General features: G+C 74.2%; 17 protein-coding genes. 8 read left to right on the forward strand and 9 right to left on the reverse strand.

The window, feature by feature from the left end; translation table 11 throughout:
- Positions 1-10: 10 nt before the first annotated feature.
- Genes ACFQQI_RS04930 through ACFQQI_RS04945 form a run of 4 tightly spaced genes read left to right on the forward strand, consistent with a single transcriptional unit; the run spans position 11 to position 4,422 of the window.
- Positions 11-601: a 2-oxoacid:acceptor oxidoreductase family protein gene (locus tag ACFQQI_RS04930; RefSeq protein WP_378558786.1), complete on the forward strand. Its 591-nt coding sequence runs from the start codon at positions 11-13 to the stop codon at positions 599-601.
- Entirely contained in the window at positions 594-1,775 is a 1,182-nt protein-coding gene (gene porA, locus ACFQQI_RS04935; protein WP_378558789.1) for a pyruvate ferredoxin oxidoreductase, read from the forward strand. The genes ACFQQI_RS04930 and porA overlap by 8 nt, the downstream gene beginning before the upstream one ends.
- 9 nt (positions 1,776-1,784) lie before the next feature.
- Positions 1,785-2,774, forward strand: a complete 990-nt coding sequence (locus ACFQQI_RS04940; RefSeq protein WP_378558791.1) for a thiamine pyrophosphate-dependent enzyme — start codon at positions 1,785-1,787, stop codon at positions 2,772-2,774.
- A 10-nt stretch (positions 2,775-2,784) separates the two neighbouring features.
- Complete coding sequence (locus ACFQQI_RS04945; protein ID WP_378558794.1) at positions 2,785-4,422, forward strand: NAD(P)-binding protein; 1,638 nt, start codon at positions 2,785-2,787, stop codon at positions 4,420-4,422.
- On the opposite strand, the gene ACFQQI_RS04950 is transcribed toward ACFQQI_RS04945, so the two are convergent.
- Genes ACFQQI_RS04950 through ACFQQI_RS04965 form a run of 4 tightly spaced genes read right to left on the reverse strand, consistent with a single transcriptional unit; the run spans position 4,423 to position 8,953 of the window.
- A complete protein-coding gene (locus ACFQQI_RS04950; RefSeq protein WP_378558796.1) occupies positions 4,423-7,098 on the reverse strand; it encodes a GNAT family N-acetyltransferase in 2,676 nt (891 codons plus the stop codon).
- 9 nt (positions 7,099-7,107) lie between these two features.
- Positions 7,108-8,013 (reverse strand): universal stress protein, encoded by a 906-nt coding sequence (locus ACFQQI_RS04955; RefSeq protein WP_378558799.1) that lies wholly within the window; start codon positions 8,011-8,013, stop codon positions 7,108-7,110.
- Positions 7,970-8,347, reverse strand: coding sequence for a DUF1918 domain-containing protein (locus ACFQQI_RS04960; protein WP_378558802.1), 378 nt, complete (start codon positions 8,345-8,347; stop codon positions 7,970-7,972). Before ACFQQI_RS04960 ends, ACFQQI_RS04955 begins: the two co-directional genes overlap by 44 nt.
- 42 nt (positions 8,348-8,389) lie before the next feature.
- Positions 8,390-8,953 carry a hypothetical protein gene (locus ACFQQI_RS04965; RefSeq protein WP_378558805.1) on the reverse strand — a complete coding sequence of 188 codons (564 nt, stop codon included), beginning with the start codon at positions 8,951-8,953 and terminating at the stop codon, positions 8,390-8,392.
- 107 nt (positions 8,954-9,060) lie between these two features.
- Here ACFQQI_RS04965 and ACFQQI_RS04970 point away from each other — a divergent pair, with 107 nt between their 5' ends.
- Entirely contained in the window at positions 9,061-10,092 is a 1,032-nt protein-coding gene (locus ACFQQI_RS04970; protein WP_378558808.1) for a zinc-dependent alcohol dehydrogenase family protein, read from the forward strand.
- Here the strand turns inward: ACFQQI_RS04970 and ACFQQI_RS04975 are convergent, their stop codons facing one another.
- Positions 10,093-11,718 (reverse strand): GAF domain-containing protein, encoded by a 1,626-nt coding sequence (locus tag ACFQQI_RS04975; RefSeq protein ID WP_378558810.1) that lies wholly within the window; start codon positions 11,716-11,718, stop codon positions 10,093-10,095.
- A 74-nt stretch (positions 11,719-11,792) separates the two neighbouring features.
- Complete coding sequence (locus tag ACFQQI_RS04980; protein ID WP_378558813.1) at positions 11,793-12,503, reverse strand: response regulator; 711 nt, start codon at positions 12,501-12,503, stop codon at positions 11,793-11,795.
- Between the two features lie 211 nt (positions 12,504-12,714).
- Between ACFQQI_RS04980 and ACFQQI_RS04985 the strand changes: the two genes are divergently transcribed.
- A complete protein-coding gene (locus tag ACFQQI_RS04985; RefSeq protein ID WP_378558815.1) occupies positions 12,715-13,587 on the forward strand; it encodes a universal stress protein in 873 nt (290 codons plus the stop codon).
- A 9-nt stretch (positions 13,588-13,596) separates the two neighbouring features.
- Here the strand turns inward: ACFQQI_RS04985 and ACFQQI_RS04990 are convergent, their stop codons facing one another.
- Positions 13,597-14,517 carry a universal stress protein gene (locus ACFQQI_RS04990; protein ID WP_378558818.1) on the reverse strand — a complete coding sequence of 307 codons (921 nt, stop codon included), beginning with the start codon at positions 14,515-14,517 and terminating at the stop codon, positions 13,597-13,599.
- A gap of 206 nt (positions 14,518-14,723) precedes the next feature.
- Here ACFQQI_RS04990 and ACFQQI_RS04995 point away from each other — a divergent pair, with 206 nt between their 5' ends.
- Both ACFQQI_RS04995 and ACFQQI_RS05000 read left to right on the forward strand, forming a co-directional pair.
- Complete coding sequence (locus tag ACFQQI_RS04995) at positions 14,724-15,167, forward strand: pyridoxamine 5'-phosphate oxidase family protein (RefSeq protein ID WP_378558820.1); 444 nt, start codon at positions 14,724-14,726, stop codon at positions 15,165-15,167.
- A gap of 19 nt (positions 15,168-15,186) precedes the next feature.
- Complete coding sequence (locus tag ACFQQI_RS05000) at positions 15,187-15,765, forward strand: HPP family protein (RefSeq protein ID WP_378558823.1); 579 nt, start codon at positions 15,187-15,189, stop codon at positions 15,763-15,765.
- A gap of 10 nt (positions 15,766-15,775) precedes the next feature.
- On the opposite strand, the gene ACFQQI_RS05005 is transcribed toward ACFQQI_RS05000, so the two are convergent.
- Together ACFQQI_RS05005 and ACFQQI_RS05010 are read right to left on the reverse strand one after the other, a co-directional pair.
- The gene (locus ACFQQI_RS05005) at positions 15,776-17,164 is read right to left on the reverse strand and encodes an MBL fold metallo-hydrolase RNA specificity domain-containing protein (protein WP_378558826.1); all 1,389 of its coding nucleotides are present in this window, start codon (positions 17,162-17,164) and stop codon (positions 15,776-15,778) included.
- 2 nt (positions 17,165-17,166) lie between these two features.
- On the reverse strand, positions 17,167-18,042 hold the full coding sequence (locus ACFQQI_RS05010) for a universal stress protein (protein ID WP_378558829.1): 876 nt from the start codon (positions 18,040-18,042) through the stop codon (positions 17,167-17,169).
- Positions 18,043-18,052 lie beyond the last annotated feature (10 nt).

Consider the following 18,052-nt stretch of genomic DNA (forward strand, 5'->3'; position numbering starts at 1 on the left):
GGGTGACATCGTGTTCGACGTCCGATTCCACGGGAGGGGCGGCCAGGGGGTCGTGACGGCGGCCGAGATGCTCTCGGTCGCCGCCTTCGACAGCGGCCTGCACGCCCAGGCCATCCCGACCTTCGGCTCGGAGCGGACCGGCGCCCCCGTGACGTCCTTCTGCCGGATCTCGCAGACGCCGATCCGCTTCCACGAGCCCGTGGACCATCCCGACGCGATCGTCGTGCAGGACCCGACGCTGCTCCACGTCGTGCCCGTGCTCGACGGAGCGCGGCCCACGACGTACGTGCTGATCAACTCCTCCCGCGCCGTCGACGATCTCCACCTGTCCCCCGTCGCCGACGGCGCGGCGAGCGGCCGGGTCGTCACCTTCGCGGGCGGCGACCTGGCCCGCGCTGTGCTCGGCCGGCCGCTGCCCAACACGGCGCTCCTGGGCGCCCTGTGCGCGCTGACCTGCGTGGTCAGCCTGGAGGCGCTGACCGAGGCGATCCGCCAGCGGTTCGCATCGACGATCGCCGAGGACAACATCGAGGTCGCCGCGAGGGCGCACGCCGCGATGACCACCCAGCTCGGCTACCGGGAGATGAGCGGTCGTGCGTGAGCAGCTGGAGGTCTCGAGAGCCGTCGCCCGGACGGTCGCCCGCTGCCGCCCGAACGTCATCGCGGCGTACCCGATCTCCCCGCAGACCCACATCGTCGAGGGTCTCTCCGACCTGGTGCGCTCCGGCGAGCTCGACCGGTGCGAGTACCTGACCGTCGAGTCCGAGTTCGCCGCCATGTCGGCCTGCATCGGTGCCTCCGCCGTCGGCGCTCGCGCCTACACGGCCAGCGCCAGCCAGGGCCTTCTCTACATGGCCGAGGCCGTCCACAACGCCGCCGGGCTCGGACTCCCGATCGTGATGACCGTGGCCAACCGGGCGATCGGCGCGCCCATCAACATCTGGAACGACCACTCCGACTCCATGGCGCTGCGGGACGCCGGCTGGGTCCAGCTGCACGCCGCGTCGGCGCAGGAGGCGGTCGACCTCCACGTGCAGGCGTTCGCGCTGGCCGAGCGGCTGTCGGTCCCGGTGATGGTGTGCCTGGACGGCTTCGTCCTCACGCATGCGGTCGAGGAGGTCGTCGTCCCGACCCAGGAGGCGGTCGACGCGTTCGTGCCGCCCTTCGTCCCGCGCCAGGTGCTCGATCCCGCCGACCCGATGACGATCGGCGCGATGGTGGGGCCGGAGGCGTTCACGGAGGTGCGCTACCTGTCGCACCAGCGGCTGTCGCGCGCGCTCCACGTCGCCCCACAGGTCGCGTACGACTTCCACCGCCGCTTCGGCCGCCGGGCCGGTGGCCTGGTCAGCGCCCACCGCACCCGGGACGCCGAGACCGTGCTCGTGACCATGGGCTCGGCGACGGGTGCCGCCGACGAGGTCGTCGACCAGCTGCGCGACCGGGGCATGCCCGTCGGCTCCGTCGCCGTCACGTGCTTCCGTCCCTGGCCGGCCGACGCGGTCCGGACCGCACTCGCCGGCGCACGCCGGGTGATCGTGATCGAGCGTGCCTTCAGCCCGGGACGCGGCAGCATCCTGAGTAGGGACGTCCGGGACGCACTCCACGGCCGATCGACCGAGGTGGTCGAGGTCGTCGCCGGCCTCGGCGGCCGGCCGGTGCGCCGGGCCAGCCTGCTCCGGCTCGTCGAGGACGTCCAGGCGAGGCGGATCCTCCCGGGCCGGCTGCACTTCCTCGACCTCGACCACGGGCTGCTCGCTCGTGCGGCGCTCGCGTGAGGAGGAGCCATGCGTGAGTCGAAGCTGTACCAGATCGGGACCTTCGGGGTCGGCAACCGGCTGCTGCCGCCCGAGGAGCAGACCGTCCAGGCCGGATCCGACCGGCCCCGGTCCATCACCCGCGGCCACCGCGCCTGCCGGGGCTGCGGCGAGGCGCTGGGGGCGCGGTTCGTCCTCGACAGCGCCGTCCGCGCCGCCGCGGGCGATCTCGTCACCGTCAACGCGACCGGCTGCCTGGAGGTCTTCTCGTCGCCGTACCCCGAGTCCGCGTGGCAGGTCCCCTGGCTGCACTCCCTCTTCGGGAACGCGCCGGCGGTCGCCTCCGGCGTGGCGGCGGGCCTGAAGGCGCTGGGGCGAGAGACCCGGGTCGTCGGGCAGGCCGGCGACGGGGGCACCGTCGACATCGGCTTCGCGTGCCTGTCCGGCATGTTCGAGCGCGACGACGACGTCCTGTTCGTCTGCTACGACAACCAGGGCTACATGAACACCGGCGTCCAGCGCTCCGGCGCCACACCGCCGGCGGCGCGCACGGCGACGACCTCGGACCTGGGCGACCCGCCCGGCGCTCGCTTCGGGCAGGGCAAGTTCGCGCCCTTGATCGCCATGGCGCACGAGATCCCGTACGTCGCGACCGCGTCGGTCGCCGACCTCCACGACCTCGAGCACAAGGTCACCCGGGCGATGCAGCTCCACGGGGCCCGCTACCTGCACGTGCTCGTGCCCTGCCCGCTCGGCTGGGCGTCCGACTCGGCGGACACCGTCCGGATCGCGCGGCTGGCCACCGAGTCGGGCATCTTCCCGCTCTTCGAGGCGGAGCACGGCGAGGTCACCGCGGTCACGCCCATCCGCCGGCTGGTGCCCGTCGACGACTACCTGCGGCTGCAGGGGCGCTACGCGCACCTGTTCGGGGAGCACCCGCGACCCGACCTCGTCGCCCGCATCCAGCAGCTGGCCGACCGGAACATCGCCCGCTTCGGGCTGCTCGAGGCCACGAGCTGAGGAGGCCGTCATGGACCACCACCCCTTCGCGATCACCCTGGGCGTCGGCACCAGCCGCGCCAACCACACCGGCACCTGGCGCACCGAGCGCCCCGTGTACGTCTCCCTCCGACCGCCCTGCGCCGAAGGATGTCCGGGGGGCGAGGACGTGCGCGAGTGGCTCCGCGACGCCGAGGACGGCGACGCAGGCTACGAGCGCGCGTGGCGGCGGATCATGGAGGTGAACCCCTTCCCGGCCGTCATGGGCCGGATCTGCTACCACCCGTGCGAGACCGCCTGCAACCGCGGAACCCTGGACGAGGCGGTCGGCATCAACTCCGTCGAGCGCTTCCTCGGCGACGAGGCCATCCGCCAGGGCTGGTCCGTCGCGGCGTTGCGGCCGCCGTCCGGACGACGTGTGCTCGTCGTCGGCGCCGGGCCGGCCGGGCTGAGCGCGGCGTACCACCTCGTCCGCCTCGGGCACGACGTCACCGTCGCCGACGCGGCAGCGCAGCCCGGCGGCATGATGCGCTACGGCATCCCGGCGTACCGCCTCCCGCGTGACGTGCTCGACGCCGAGGTCGATCGGATCGTCGACCTCGGCGTCACCCTGCGCCTCGGCTCCCCCGTCACCGACCTCGACGCCGACCTGACGGACGGCCGGTTCGACGCCTGCTTCCTCGCCGTCGGCGCCCAGCTCGGTCGGCGGACCTACCTGCCTGCCGGGTCGGCCGCGCGCGTGCTCGACGCCGTGCAGCTGCTGCACGACGTGTCGGAGGGAGATCGTCCGCTGCTCGGGCGCCGCGTGGCGGTCTACGGCGGCGGCAACACCGCCATGGACGCCGCCCGCACGGCGCGGAGGCTCGGTGCCGAGGACGCCGTCGTCGTGTACCGCCGCACCCGCGACCGCATGCCCGCCCACCCGTCGGAGGTCTCGGAGGCGGAGGCGGAGGGCGTGCGGTTCACGTGGCTCTCGACCGTCGCCGACATGGACGCCGGCGGCCTGACGATCGAGCGCATGGAGCTCGACGAGGCGGGCTTCCCGCGACCGACGGGGCAGCTGGACCACCTCGACGCCGACGCCCTGGTCCTCGCCCTCGGACAGGACACCGACCTCGGCTTCCTCGACAGCGTCACCGGGGTCGAGTCGGTCGACGGCGTCCTGTCCGTCGACGAGCACCTGATGACCGGACGACCGGGCCTGTTCGCGGGTGGCGACATGGTGCCCGACGTCCGGTCCGCGACGTACGCCGTCGGGCACGGTCGGCGCGCGGCGGCCTCGATCGATGCCTGGCTGCGCGGCGACCAGCCGGAGCCCGAGCGGTCGGCCGACGCGGCGACGTACGACCTCCTGCACCCGTGGTACTACACGGACGCTCCACGTGCGCACCGTCCGGTGCTCGAGGCCGCCCGACGGGCGTCGACCTTCGACGAGGTGGTGCAGGGCCTCGACGCCGGGACCGCCCTCTACGAGGCCCGCCGCTGCCTGTCCTGCGGCACCTGCTTCGCGTGCGACAACTGCTTCGGCATGTGCCCGGACGACGCGGTGATCAAGACCGACGACCCCGCGACGCCGTACGTGATCGATCTCGACTACTGCAAGGGCTGCGGCATCTGCGCCGCGGAGTGCCCGGCGGGCGCGATCACGATGGTCCCGGAGGAGATCTGATCAGGAGGGCCGCCGCAGCCGGCGCGGGATGCCCGCGTCGGGCACCGGTCCGGTGTCGAGCCGCGCCTTGACGTCCACCAGGTGGCACGCGGTCGCGTCGACGACGACCGGGTTGAGGTCGAGCTCGGCCACCGCGGGAGCCTCCTCCGCCATCCGCGCGACCCGGACCAGCAGGTCGACGAGGCCGTCGACGTCGGCCCGCGCGCTGCCGCGGTAGCCGTCGAGGACCGGCCAAACGCGGAGCGACCGGACCGCACGGGACGCGTCGCGCGCCGTCACGGGCGGGACGAGGAAGGTCCGGTCGTCGAGCACCTCGGTCGCGACTCCCCCGGCACCGATCATCACGAGCGGCCCGAAGCGGGGGTCCTGCACGATCCCGATCGCCATCTCGACGCCCGCCACCATCGGCTGGACGAGGACCGGCGACGGACCACCCAGTGCCCGGTCGAACATCAGGACCGCGTCCCGCACCTCCTCCGGCGTCGTGAGGCCGGTCCTGACGAGGCCCTGCTCGGTCCGGTGCACCGCTGAATGGTGTGCGGTCTTGACCGCCACCGGGTAGCCGATGCGGGCCGCCGCTGCCTCTGCCTCGGCCGCGCCCGTGACCACGACGCCCTCCGGCACCAGGGCGTACTCCCCCAGCACCGGTCCGCGCTCGTCGGCGTCGAGCCAGCCGCCGTCCGGTCGGTCGCCGATCAGCCGGTCGAGCGCGGCGCGCACGCGGTGACCCCGATCCGGGTCGTCCGGCAGGTCCGGCGTGTGTGGCTCGCTCCGCCACTCCTCGTACACCGCGACCCGGGCGAGTGCTCCCAGCGCAGCGGCGGCCGTGCGGTACGTCGTGATGCCCTCGAGCGCCGGGACGTCCAGCCCGCCGAGCGGCACGAGGAGCACCGGCTTGTCGGCTCGCCCACGACGTACGTCTGCCAGCAGTCGCACCGTCCCGGTCGCGTCGGTGACGGCCGTGGCGACGAGGACGACAAGGAGAGCGTCGACCTCGTCGGAGGCGAGCAGCTCGTCGGCCAGGGCCGCCACCGCCTCCGGTGCGGCTCCCGCGCCGGCATCGACGGGGTTGGAGGTGCCCGGTGTGCCCGGGGCCCGACCGGCGAGGTCGGCCTGCAGACGAACCGAGAGCTCGGACACGAGGAGGCCGGCCGCCTCGGCCGTGTCGGCGGCGAGCACGCCCATGCCCCCGGCGTTGCTGATGATCGCGACGCGGCGGCCGCCGGGGCGAGGCTGCTGCTCGAGGAGCAGGGCGCACTCGACCAGCTGCTCGGCGGTCTCGCACGCCAGCACGCCTGCCTGCGCGAACAGGGCGCGGGTCGCCACCGCCGGCGTCGCCGCTGCGGCCGTGTGGGAGGCGCCGCCGCGTCGTCCTCCCGGCGACCGGCCGCCGACGACGGCGAGGAGGGGCTTGCGCTCGCTGAATCCCCGAGCGATCCGCGCGAACTTCGCCGCGTTGCCGAAGGACTCCAGGTAGAGGCCGGCGGCCCGGACCCCGGGGTCGTCGCGCCAGGCGGCCAGCAGGTCGTTGCCGGAGATGTCCACCTTGTTGCCGAGCGAGACGAGCAGCCCGACCCCGACGCCGTGCTCGCGGGCGAGGTCGGCCAGCACGATCGCGACGCCGCCGGACTGCGACGCGAGGGCGAGCCCGCCCGGAGGCGGGATCGCGGCGCTGAACGTCGCGTTGAGCCGCACCACCGGGTCGGTGTTCATCAGGCCCAGGCAGTTGGGACCCACCAGGCGCATGCTGCTGGCCCGCGCGAGGTCGAGCATGCGGCGTTGCAGCGCCTCGCCCTCCGCACCGAGCTCGGCGAAGCCGGAGGACAGCACGACCGCCCCGCGGCACCCGGCCCGTACGGCGTCCTCCAGCACGGCCGGCACGGCGTCCGCCGGTACGGCGACGACCACGAGATCGACACCCGTCCCGATCGCCGAGAGGCTGGGTACGGCGTCGATCCCCTCGATCGACCCGCCGTCCCGGTGCACGACGTGCACGTCGCCGGTGAACCCACCCGCGACGAGGGCGCGCAGCACGGCGGCGCCGACGCCGGAGCCGTCGCGGCGCACGCCCACCACGGCCACCGACCGCGGCGCCAGCACCGGGCGCAACGACCGCGCCTCCGAGCGGGACTCACGCTCGTCGGCGGCCCGCACGGCCTCGGCCGACGCCGCCGTGTCCATCTCGACCTGGACGCATCCGCCCTCGATGCGGCTCGAGGAGGCGAAGCCGGCGTCGTGCAGCACCCGGAGCATGGCCCCGTTGTCGGCGAGGACCTCGGCCGTGAACCGGCGGATGCCCCGGTCGCGGCCGGCGGCGGCCAGGTGCTCCAGCAACAGGCTCCCGATCCCCAGGGCGTGGCTCTCGTCCGCGACGACGAACGCGACCTCGGCCGTGGCGGGACCGACGATCTCCGCCGTACCCAGCGCGACCAGCTCGCCGCGGCGCTCGACGACGAGGGCGATGGTCTCCGGGGTGTCCAGGACGTGCTGCACGTACCGGGCGCCGGCGTCCCGCATGGCGGAGAAGAACCGGAGACGCACGTTCTCGATGCTGATCCGCTCGTGGAGCGCCACGAGTGCCGCGCGGTCGGCCTCGACGGCGGGCCGGAGCGACGCCACGCTGCCGTCCGACAGCAGCACGTCGGCGCGAGCTCCGGGTGCTCCGGCGGGACGCACGGCCGCGCCTCAACCAGTGGTCTGGTGCTGCGAGGGTCGGGTCGCGGCCGGGTCGACGACCATGACGGGGCACGCGGACTCCCGGATCACGGCGCGCACGACCGAGCCGAGGTGCGGGCCCCACGACAGCAGCGGCCGGTGCCGTCCGAGGACGAGCAGCCCCGCCGACTCGGACTCCCGGGTCAGCGCGTCGGCCGCCCGCGCGTGCTGCACGACCAGCTCGACGGCGACGTCCGGGTTCTTGTGCAGGGTCGGCGCCAGCTCCCGGTCGAGGTCGCGGCGCAGCTCGTCCTCGATCCTGCGGACCACATCGCCCGCGAGGAGGAGGTCCTCGTAGGCGTCGTCGTAGTGCCAGGCGTGCACGATCCGGAGCCGCGCGCGGCGCTGGCGTGCCTCGTCGAGGGCGGTGGCGAGGAGGTGGGGCGCGGTCAGGACGTCGTCGACACCCACGACCACGGCCGCGTCGCTCGCCTCGTCGGGGCTCCACTCGCCCGGGACGACCACCACCGGGACCGGGGCGTGTGCGGCCACGCCGTTCGCCGTGGACAGGGCCACCACCCGGCGCCACCCGCGACGTCGGCGCTGCAGGACGATCGCCCGGGCACCGCGAGCGGCGCCGACGAGCTCGGGGACGGTCGGCCCGGACATCAGCGTCGGCACGACGACGGTGTCCGGAAGCTCGTGCTCCAGCGTCGCCGCGAGCTCGTCGGTCACGTCCGATCCGGCCCGTCGAAGCGTGTCACCGTCCACCACCATCGGCTCCGACGACGTCGGAAGCTCCAGGACGGGTACGACGTGCACGAGTCGCACGCGACCCCCGCGCCTGCGCACGTCGGCGACGGCAAAGGCGAGGCAGGCCTCCGCGTCCTTGTCAGCCACGGCCACGACCACGGTCTCCGCGGTGTTCAGCAGCATGGTGCCCTCCCTGCTCTCCTTCCATGGTCGACCTGGCGCGCCCCGGGCCGACAGGGTCCTTGGGCCCCACCGCAGGGACCCGATCCTCGGCCCGGATCCGGCGCAGCCGGCGTCCTGCGGCGACGTCACCGGTCCGCGTCGTACTCCGGCGGGTACGTCGGACCCGCGTGCTCGACCTCGGCGGCGGCCGTCGGGAGCAGAGGTCCTCCTCGCCCGTGTCCGCCCAGCGCACCCAGAACGGCGGGTGCCCGTCGGAGTGGACCCCGGCGAGCACCTCCGCCCGGCGCGACGATCCGTCGCTCAGGACGATCTGGTCTCCCTTGAACGCATACATGCCCCGTCCCTTCCATCTCTTCCGTCGTCGCTCGACGCGACATCACTCCACGACGGACCCGGCGCTGCGCCAGCCGGCCCGCACCAGGTGGGTCGCGAACCCGTCCGGGTCGCGCCGCTCCATCTCGTCGAGGAGTCGCTCCCGCTCGCGGACGAGCTGGAGCGCCGCCGCGGGACTCGTACGTCGGTCGTGCAGCTGGTCCGAGGTCTGTCGCCAGCGCCGTTCCAGGTCGCGGTCGCTCAGCCGGACCACGTCCCCGGCAGCCGGCGGGGGCGAGCGCTTGCGCAGCCACCGCAGGCCGCGGTCCACGACCGGCGGGCTCGTGATCCCCAGCAGGGGCAGGACGAGCAGCGCCGCATTGCCGAGGGCGTGCGGCAGGCCGGCCAGCAGCAGCCCGCCGACGGCGAACCACGCGGTGCAGCGCCCGACGAAGCGCCATCGCTGCCCGCCCTCGGCGAAGGAGAGCCCGAACATGAGGCCCAGACCGGCGAGCATCAGGACCGCCCCGAGCAGTCCCCGCCAGCCGAGCTGCGGTCCGCCGACGAAGAGGGCGAACACGGCCGACGCGGCGAGCAGCGCGTTCCAGGTCCCCCGGTATGCCCTCACGTCTCCACCGTGCTCCTCCTCCGGACGTGCCTGCAGGGTCGAAGGACCCCGGCCGCGGGACCTCCGGCCACCGACGCACGCAGCTCGGGAGGGCGATCCTTGAGTCCATGGACACCACGAGACAGAGCCGGCCGATGGCCGCCTGGGTGGTCGAGACACCCGGCCCGATGCCGACGCGGCCGCTGGCCCGGGTCGAGAGGCGCGTCTCCGACCCGTCCGGGGCCGAGCTGCTCGTGGCCGTCGAGGCGTGCGGCATCTGCCGCACCGACCTCCACCTCGCCGAGGGCGACCTGGCTCCACGCCGCCCGGGGACCACGCCCGGCCACCAGGTCGTCGGACGGGTGGCTGCGGTCGGACCCGCCACCGAGCGCTTCACCGTCGGTGACCGGGTGGGGGCGGCGTGGCTGCGCAGCACGTGCGGCGAGTGTCGCTGGTGCCGCAGCGGACGGGAGAACCTCTGCCCGGCATCGACGTACACCGGCTGGGACGCCGACGGCGGGTTCGCCGAGTACATCCTGGTGCCGGCCCCCTTCGCCTACCGGCTCCCCGAGGACCTCCCGGCAACGGCGCTGGCGCCGCTGCTCTGCGCCGGGATCATCGGCTACCGCGCACTCGCGCGGACGAACCTGCCCGCGGGCGGCCGGCTCGGGATCTACGGCTTCGGCTCCAGCGCCCACCTCGTCGCCCAGATCGCTCTCGCCCGGGGCGCCGAGCTGTTCGTGGCGTCACGAGGCGAGGGTGACCGGGCCCTCGCCCTGCGGCTGGGGGCGTCCTGGGCCGGCGCCGCGGCCGAGCGCCCACCGGTCGCCCTGGACGGCGCCATCGTCTTCGCGCCCGCGGGCGAGCTGGTGCCGGTCGCGCTGGAGGCCGTGGGGCCGGGAGGCACGGTCGTGCTGGCCGGCATCCACATGTCGACGATCCCGGCGATGGAGTACGACGACCTCCTGTTCGGCGAGCGCGACCTCCGCTCGGTCACCGCGAACACACGTCGCGACGGCGAGGAGCTCCTCCGCCTCGCCGAGCGGCTCGGGATCCAGCCCACCGTCACGACGTACCCCTTCGACGCCGCGGACCGCGCGCTGACCGACCTGGCAGCGGGCCGCCTCAGCGGCTCGGCCGTGCTCGTCGTCGACCGATGATCAGGTGCCCGGCACCCACCAGACGATCTCCGTGCCCTCTCCGGTGCCGGAGGCGATCGAGAGGTGGCCACCGCGTTGCTCGGCGCGACGGCGCATGTTCGCGAGGCCGCTCTCGGTGGCGCCGGACGGCATGCCCGCGCCGTTGTCGGCGACGCGCAGCCGGACCCCGTCGACGACGCTGAGCTCGACGGTGCAGCTGGACGGCCGGGCGTGCCGGGCCGCGTTCGACAACGCCTCGGTCAGGACGGCCAGGAGGTCGGGCGCGAGCGCCTCGTCGATCCTGGAGCGGACCGGCCCCTCGAACTTCAGGTCGGGCCGGAACTTCAGGGTGCGCGCCGCCCGGTCCACGACCTCGGCCACGGCGGCCCGGATGTCCGCGGCGGAGTCCATCGAGCCGAGCGCGAAGATGGTGCGCCGGATGTCGCGGATGGTGACATCGAGGTCGTCGACGGCCTGGTCCAGGCGCTCGGTCACCTGGATGGAGTCGGTGGTGCGGGCCGTGCTCTGCAGGGCGAGCCCGACCGCGAAGAGGCGCTGGATGACCAGGTCGTGCAGGTCCCGGGCGATGCGGTCGCGGTCCTCGAGCACGGCGAGCCGCTGCTGGTCCCGCCGCGACCGCGCCACGTGCATCGCCAGGCCGGCCTGCTCGGCGAAGAGGCTCGGCAGCGACGCGTCGACCACCGGGGCCGCGACCTCCCCGCTGCGCCAGGCCAGGGCGACGACACCCTCCACGCCGGCCGCGTTGCCCAGCGGCACCAGGATCGCGGGTCCGAGCGGCTCCCAGCCCAGCAGCTCGGCGACGTTCGTCGCCCGGGAGTCGTTCGCGAGGTCCTCGACGGTGATCGGCCTGCCACTGGCGACGACCGTGCGGGCCAGGGACTCGGTCAGGTCCAGGCTCGCCATCGCGTCGGGGTCGACGGGCATGCCGGAGACCACCCGGAGCGTCAGGTGGGCGTCGTCGGGCCCGGCCACGACCCACGCCACGTCCGCGGCGGCGAGCTCCCGTGCCCGGTCGGCCACGATCTGGAGCGCGGTGGCGTCCGCGCCGGGGTGCAGCAGCAGCGCGGTCAGCTCGGCCGCCGCGGAGAGCCAGCGCTCGCGCCGCGCCGCCTCCTCGTGCAGGCGGGCGTTCTCGACGGCGACCCCGGCCGCCGCGGCGAGGGCGGTCACGATCTCCTCGTCCTGCGCGGTGAAGTCGGAGCCGTCCACCTTCTCCGTCAGGTACAGGTTGCCGAAGACCTTGTCCCGGATCCGCACCGGCCCGCCCAGGAACGTCCGCATCGGCGGGTGGCCGGGCGGGAACCCGTGGGACTGCGGGTGAGCGGCGATGTCCTGCAGCCTCAGCGGTTGGGGCTGGTCGATCAGCAGGCCGAGGAGCCCGTGCCCCTCGGGCAGGTGGCCGATGCGGGCGACGTCCTCCTCGGACATCCCGTGCGAGACGAACCTCCGCAGCCGGCGGTCGTGGTCGTCCCCGATCACGCCGAGCGCGGCGTACCTCGCCCCGACCAGGTCGGCAGCGACCTCGACGATCCGCGCCAGCAGGTCATCGAGGCTGAGGTCCGCGGCCATGCTGACCACCGCGTCGAGGAGCAGGTGCCAGCGCTCCTGCTTCGGGACGTCGCTCATTGCTCTCCCCGGGGGCCGCTCCTGCTCCGAACGTAGCAGCGCCGCGCCGGCCCGGCCGGGCCTCGGGCCGCGCCTTACCCGACGTGGTGGACGCCCACCGACGGCCGGCGATCGTACGTCCCCTTGATCGCGAGGATCGCCGCCTGCGTGCGGCTCTCCAGGCCCAGCTTGCCGAGCATCGTCGAGACGTAGTTCTTGACGGTCTTCTCGGCCAGCCCGAGCCGGACGGCGATCTGCCGGTTGCTCAGGCCTTCGCCGACCAGGTGGAGGATCTCCCGCTCCTTCGCCGTCAACCGGTCGGCGGTGGGTCGCGGTGGCTCGTCGCCGCTGCGGATCCTGTCGAGCACCTGGGTGGTGAGCTCGGGATCGAGCAGGGACTGGCCGGCGGCGACCCGGCGGACCGCATCGACCAGGTCGCTGGTGCGCACCTGCTTGAGCAGGTAGCCGACGGCGCCGGCGAGGATCGCATCGAACAGCGGCTCGTCGTCGTCGTACGACGTCAGGATCACCGCGGCGACCGAGGGGGCGGACTCCCCGATCCGGCGGCACACCTCGGCTCCCGAGCCGTCCGGCAGCCGGCCGTCGAGGAGCGCGACGTCCGGCACCAGGACGGGAATGCTCCGCACGGCCTCGGCGGCGGTCCCGGCCTCGCCCACCACCCGGATGTCGCCCTCGGCCTCGAGCACGTCACGGATCCCGCGGCGGACGAGCTCGTGGTCGTCCAGCAGGAAGACGGTGATCGCTTCCCGCTGGTCGTGCCCGGTGGTGCTGGACAGCTCCGCCATGTCGACAAATCTAGGCCGGCTCGGCGGGCCCGGCTGCGGGCGTGCGGCCCACGGGCTCGGGACTTTGTACCCTCCTCCGCTCCGTCGCCGTCGGAGAACGACGGGCGGCGGCCGCTGCCATTGGTCATCGCCAGCACGGGACGTCCGGCCGTACGCGGGAGCACGGGCGCGATGCACGGTCGCTGCATCGGCACTCTCGGAGGGGGAAGCCATGAGCTGCACACACGGAACCCACGACGGCCGGGGCGCCATCGTCGTCGGCCTGGACGCGCGGGACACCTGGACCCGGACGCTGGACTGGGCGGTCGACCAAGCGCTCGTCGAGAAGCGCCCACTCACGCTGGTGCACGCGGTCGACGCCGCCGAGGACCTGTGGCACGACACGCAGGGCCGGGACACCCGCATCGGCGTGCTGCCGGCGCCGTCCGCCGGACAGCTGCTCCTGGACCGGGCTCGCGCCCGCGCACTCGAGCGGGCACCCCGGCTCACGGTGGACGAGGTGCTGCACAGCGGCACACCGCGAGACGTGCTCGCGACCGCCGCGCACGACGCCCATCTGCTGGTCATCGGGGCGCGCAACCACCGCGGCCCGTGGGTCCGGCTCTTCGGCTCGACCACGACGGCGATCTCGCGGCGTCCGCCGTGCGCCGTCGTGGTCGTCCGGCCCGACCACCCGACGCGGGTCCACTCCGGAGTCCTCGTGGGCGTCGACGACACCCGGCACTCCCAGGCAGCGCTGCGATTCGCCTTCGTCCAGGCGTCGCTGCACCGCTGGCCACTGACCGTCATGCACGTCGCCCCCGAGATCCTGCTGACCGAGCGGCCCGACGAGCGCCCCGAGGAGCGGCTCCACCTCGCCAACGCGCTCTCCGGCACCCCCGAGGACTTCCCCGACGTCCCGCTGCGCTCCGTCGTCGCGTACGGCGAACCGGCGGGTTGTCTCCTGGACGCCGGTCGCTCCATGAACCTGGTCGTCGTCGGCGCGCACCACGGCCGCCGCATGTCCGACGTGCTGCAGGGCTCGGTGGTCGCGCCCCTCGTCGAGAGGGCTCGCTGCGCGGTCGCCGTCGTGCCGCAGACCTGACGTCGGGTCTCAGCGGGCGAGCTCACCGTGCCGCTCGAGCACGAGCGGCGGGATCGGCGTGACGTCGACGGGTGCGACCACCACGACCGGGCAGTCAGCCAGGCGCAGCACGGCACGCGCGGTCCCGCCGAGATGTGCCGCGGCCGGCACGCCGTGCTGGCGCCGGACGACCATCACCAGGTCGGCTCGGCGCGACGCCTCCACGAGCGCGTGCCCGGCACGGTCGTGGACCACGCGGAGCTCGACCGTCACGTCCGGGTACGCCGTGCGCCAGTCACGCACGAGGGCCTCCATCTCCTCGGCCGCCTCGCGCCGCCACTCGTCGAGGTCGACCCGGACCTCGATGATGTCGTCGTACACGCTCGGCAGCTTCCAGGCGTGCAGGACCTCGAGGTCGGCGCCGCGCCGGCGCGCCTCGTCGAACGCCGCGGCCAGCAGGTCGCCGGCGTGCTTCGGCCCCTTGACGCCGACGACGACCCGCCGGTGCTCCCGCGGCTGCCAGTCCGCGGGCACCTCGACGACGGGCACCGTCGCGCGTGCGGCGACCCCGGTGGCGGTGTCCCCGAGCACGAGACGCTCCAGGAGCGGCCGGTCGTCACGGCCGACGACGACGGCCTCGGCGCCCTCGCCGGCCTCCGCCAGCTGGTCCGGCCGGGTGCCGTGCCGCAGCCAGCCCTCGACCTCGGCGTCGGGGTCGAGCGCACGCACCCGCGCCGCAGCCTCCTCCAGGATGGCGGCTCCCACCTGCGCCAGGTCGACCGGCGTCCGGAGCAGCATCGGCGAGACGGGCACGTAGTCAGGGACGACGTGCACCAGTCGCAGCGTCGCCTTGCGCGCTGCGGCCTCGGCCGTCGCGTACCGAAGTGCGCCGACGTTGTCGGCGGTCCCGTCCACGCCGACCACGATGTGGCGCTGCTGCTGGGCGTTCATGGCGACCTCCTCCGATCGGTGGGGCCCGCGTCTCGCCGGCCTCCCAGCTGCAGGATCCGCCGCGCGACCGGGCCCGCGTCAGGGGCACACGCCCGAGGGACGACTGACAAAGGTCACGGCCGGCAGGGCCCGACAGCCGTGGCACGCCCGGCAGTCGCGCAGCACCGTGGAGGCACGACGAAGGACATCGGGACGTGGAGGTCGAGATGAACACGACGACATCGACGCCGACCCCACCGGTCGCGCTCACGGCGTACGACTGCTGGGGACTGCTCGAGGACGAGGAGATCGCGCGCATCGCCTGGGCCGGCCCGGACGGCGTGGCGATCGTGCCCGTGAACTACACCGTCTCCGATGGAGCGCTGTGGTTCCGGACGCAGCCCTACACGACGCTGGCCCGCCGGTGCACGCACGGCACGGTCACCCTCGAGGTCGACCACCTCGACCGGCGTACCCGAGCAGCCTGGAGCGTCGTCGTCACCGGAACCGCCGAGCGGGTGCCGGTGCAGGACGTGCCCGACCACCTCGTCGGCATGGAGATCTGGCCGGCCGGACCGGCGAGCCTCTTCATCCGGGTGACGCCCCACGAGGTCACCGGACGGCGGCTCTGGGGCCGGTCCGCAGCACGCGACGCCGAGGAAGGTGAGTGAGATGTTGGTGGAGGAGGCCATGGCGCGCGAACCGATCACGGTGACCGCGCGAACGAGCATCAAGGACGCCCTGCGCCGGCTGTCCGAGCACTCGATCACCGCCATGCCGGTGGTCGACGCCAAGCGTCGGCTTCGCGGCATCGTGAGCGAGGCGGACCTGATCCAGGACGTCATCGTGCGTGACCCGCGGGCGCTGGAGCGGCCGATCGTCATCGAGCCGCTGTACCCCCCGGTCACGGTCGACGACGTGTACACGCGTGCCACGGTCACGGTCGCGCCGGACGACGACATCGCCACCGCGGTGGAGCTGATGACCGCGACCGGCGCCAAGAGCCTTCCGGTCCTCGGCCCCGGTCGCCACCTGGTCGGCGTCGTCAGCCGCAGCGACATCGTCCGGGCGCTGGCGCGCACGGACGAGACGATCGCGTCCGACGTCGCCCTGCTCCTGAACTCGGTCGGGCACGACGACTGGCTGGTCGAGGTCGACGACGGGGTCGTGTCGATCACCGGACCCGCCGACTCCGGCGAGGCGTCGCTTGCTCGCGTCCTCGCCAGGACCGCTGCGGGCGTCGTCGACGTCCGGGTCATGGCCGACTGAGGGTCGCCGGCTACCCGAGGCTCACGCGCTCGCCGAGCCTCGGGACCACGGCCGTGATGCCGAGCTCGCGGTCGATGCGGTCCGCGAGCCCGCGCGACGCCTCGAGCTCGCCGTGGACGACGTAGACCACCTGGGGCGGCGCGCTCGCGGACGCGACCCAGGCGACGAGCTCGTCGGCGTCCGCGTGCACGGAGAACGCCGGGTCGTCCACGATCTCCGCCCGGACCGGCACGTAGCGGCCGTGGATCTTGACCTGCCGGGCGCCGTCCAGCAGCTGCCGCCCCCGCGTGCCGACGGCCTGGTAGCCGGTGAGCACGACGCAGTTGCGGTGGTCGGGCAGCTGGTGGGAGAGGTGGTGGATCACCCGGCCACCGGTGGCCATGCCGGAGGCCGAGATGACGATGCTGGGCACGCTCGGCCGGTTGAGCTCCATCGACGCCGCGGCGCCCGGAACGCCCCGGGCGCGCAGGAAGTCGATCGCCGCCACCAGCTCGGTCGCCTCGGCGCAGACCTGGGGGGACCCGTTCGCGACCGCCGCCCGGTAGACCTCGAGCGCCGCCAGGGCCATCGGGCTGTCGACGAACACCGGGATGCGCGGTATCTCGCCCGCACTCATGAGGCGGTAGAGCTCGAGGAGCACCAGCTCCGTGCGGTCGACGGCGAAGGCCGGGATCAGCACCGAGCCACCGCGCCCGACCGTCCGTCGGACCGCCGCGGCCAGCACGTCGGGTCCACCGTCCGAGTGGTGGACCCGGTTGCCGTACGTCGACTCGACGACGACGGCATGGGCGGCGGGAGGTGGAGCGGGCGGACGGAGGAGCGGGTGGCGCGCACGGCCGAGGTCGCCGCTGAAGACCACCCCGGTCCCGCCCAGGTCGACGTGGACGGTCGACGAGCCCAGGATGTGACCGGCCGGGCGCAGTGTCGCGCGGGTGTCCGCGCCGAGGGCGACCTCCACGTCGTACGGGACCGGCTCGACCAGCCGCAGCGTGCGCTCGACGTCGTCGACGTCGTACAGCGGGAGCGCCGGCCGGTGCCGGGAGAACCCGCTCTCGTTGGCGAACCGGGCGTCCTCCTCCTGCAGGTGGGCGCTGTCGCGCAGCACGATCTCGACGAGCTGGGCGGTCTCGGGCGTGCAGGTGATCCGCCCGCGGAACCCTTCGCGCACCAGGCGGGGCAGGTACCCGCAGTGGTCGAGGTGCGCGTGGGTGACGACGACGGCGGCGAGGTCGCCGACGGGGACGTCCGACGGAGCCCAGTTCAACCGGCGCAGCGCCGACGGCCCCTGGTACAGGCCGGCGTCGACCAGGAACCGGCTGCCGTCGGACTCGACGAGGAACCTGCTCCCGGTCACGGTCCCGGCGGCGCCGAGGAAGGTCAGCGCGGGACGGCGCGTCATCCTCAGGTCCGGTCGACGATCAGCACCGGGCACTCCGCGTGCTGGAGGACGGCCCGCGTGACCGGTCCGAGGTGCGCACGAGGCGCGTGGCGGTCGTCGCGGCGGCTGAGCACCAGGACCGAGGACGACCGGCTCGCGGCCACGAGGGCGTCGACGGGCCGCGCCCACCGGACGTCGGAGGTCAGGCGGAGGTCCTCACGTTCGCCCATCGCGGCCAGGCTGAGCCGGAGCTCGCGGGCGGCCTCCTCGGTCCAGTCGCGGCGCGAGTGATCGACGAAGACCGTGTCCTGGTACGGCTCGGCCAGCCAGACCGCGTGCAGCACGACGAGGGGTCGTGCGACCGACCTCGCGTACGCCGCCGCGGCCTCCACCTGTGTCGACGCCTCCGGCGCGTGGTCGACGCCGACGGTCACCGGCCGCTCGTCGGTCGCCGCGGCCCAGTGCCGGGGAACGATGACGACGGGAGCGTGCGAGTAGGCGGCCACCCGGGTCGACACCGACATGGTCAGCATGCGCCCCACGGTGCCGAGGTCGCGGCGCTCGAGGATGACGACGCCGGCGCCCGACGCACGGTCGCAGATCGTGGCGGCGACCGGCCCGGTGGCGATCTCGGTCTCCACCGGGTGCCGTCCTGCGAGACGGTCCCGCAACCGGCCGGCGGCGTCCGTCAGGACCTCGCGCCCGACCTTGCTGAGCGCGCGATCGATGGCCTGCCGCTGGTCGACGTCCGTCGGCGCGACCACCCGCGAGTGGATCACGTGCAGCAGCCAGACGCCGGTGCCGAGCCGGCTCGCCTCCGCGGCTGCGAAGTCCAGGACCCCGTCGCGCACACCGTCGGGACCAACTGCCAGGAGCACCCCGTGCTCGTCCGCGTTCATGACGGTCCTC

The organism is Nocardioides sp. GCM10030259 (genome assembly GCF_042666375.1).
In the GTDB taxonomy this organism is placed as follows: domain Bacteria; phylum Actinomycetota; class Actinomycetes; order Propionibacteriales; family Nocardioidaceae; genus Nocardioides.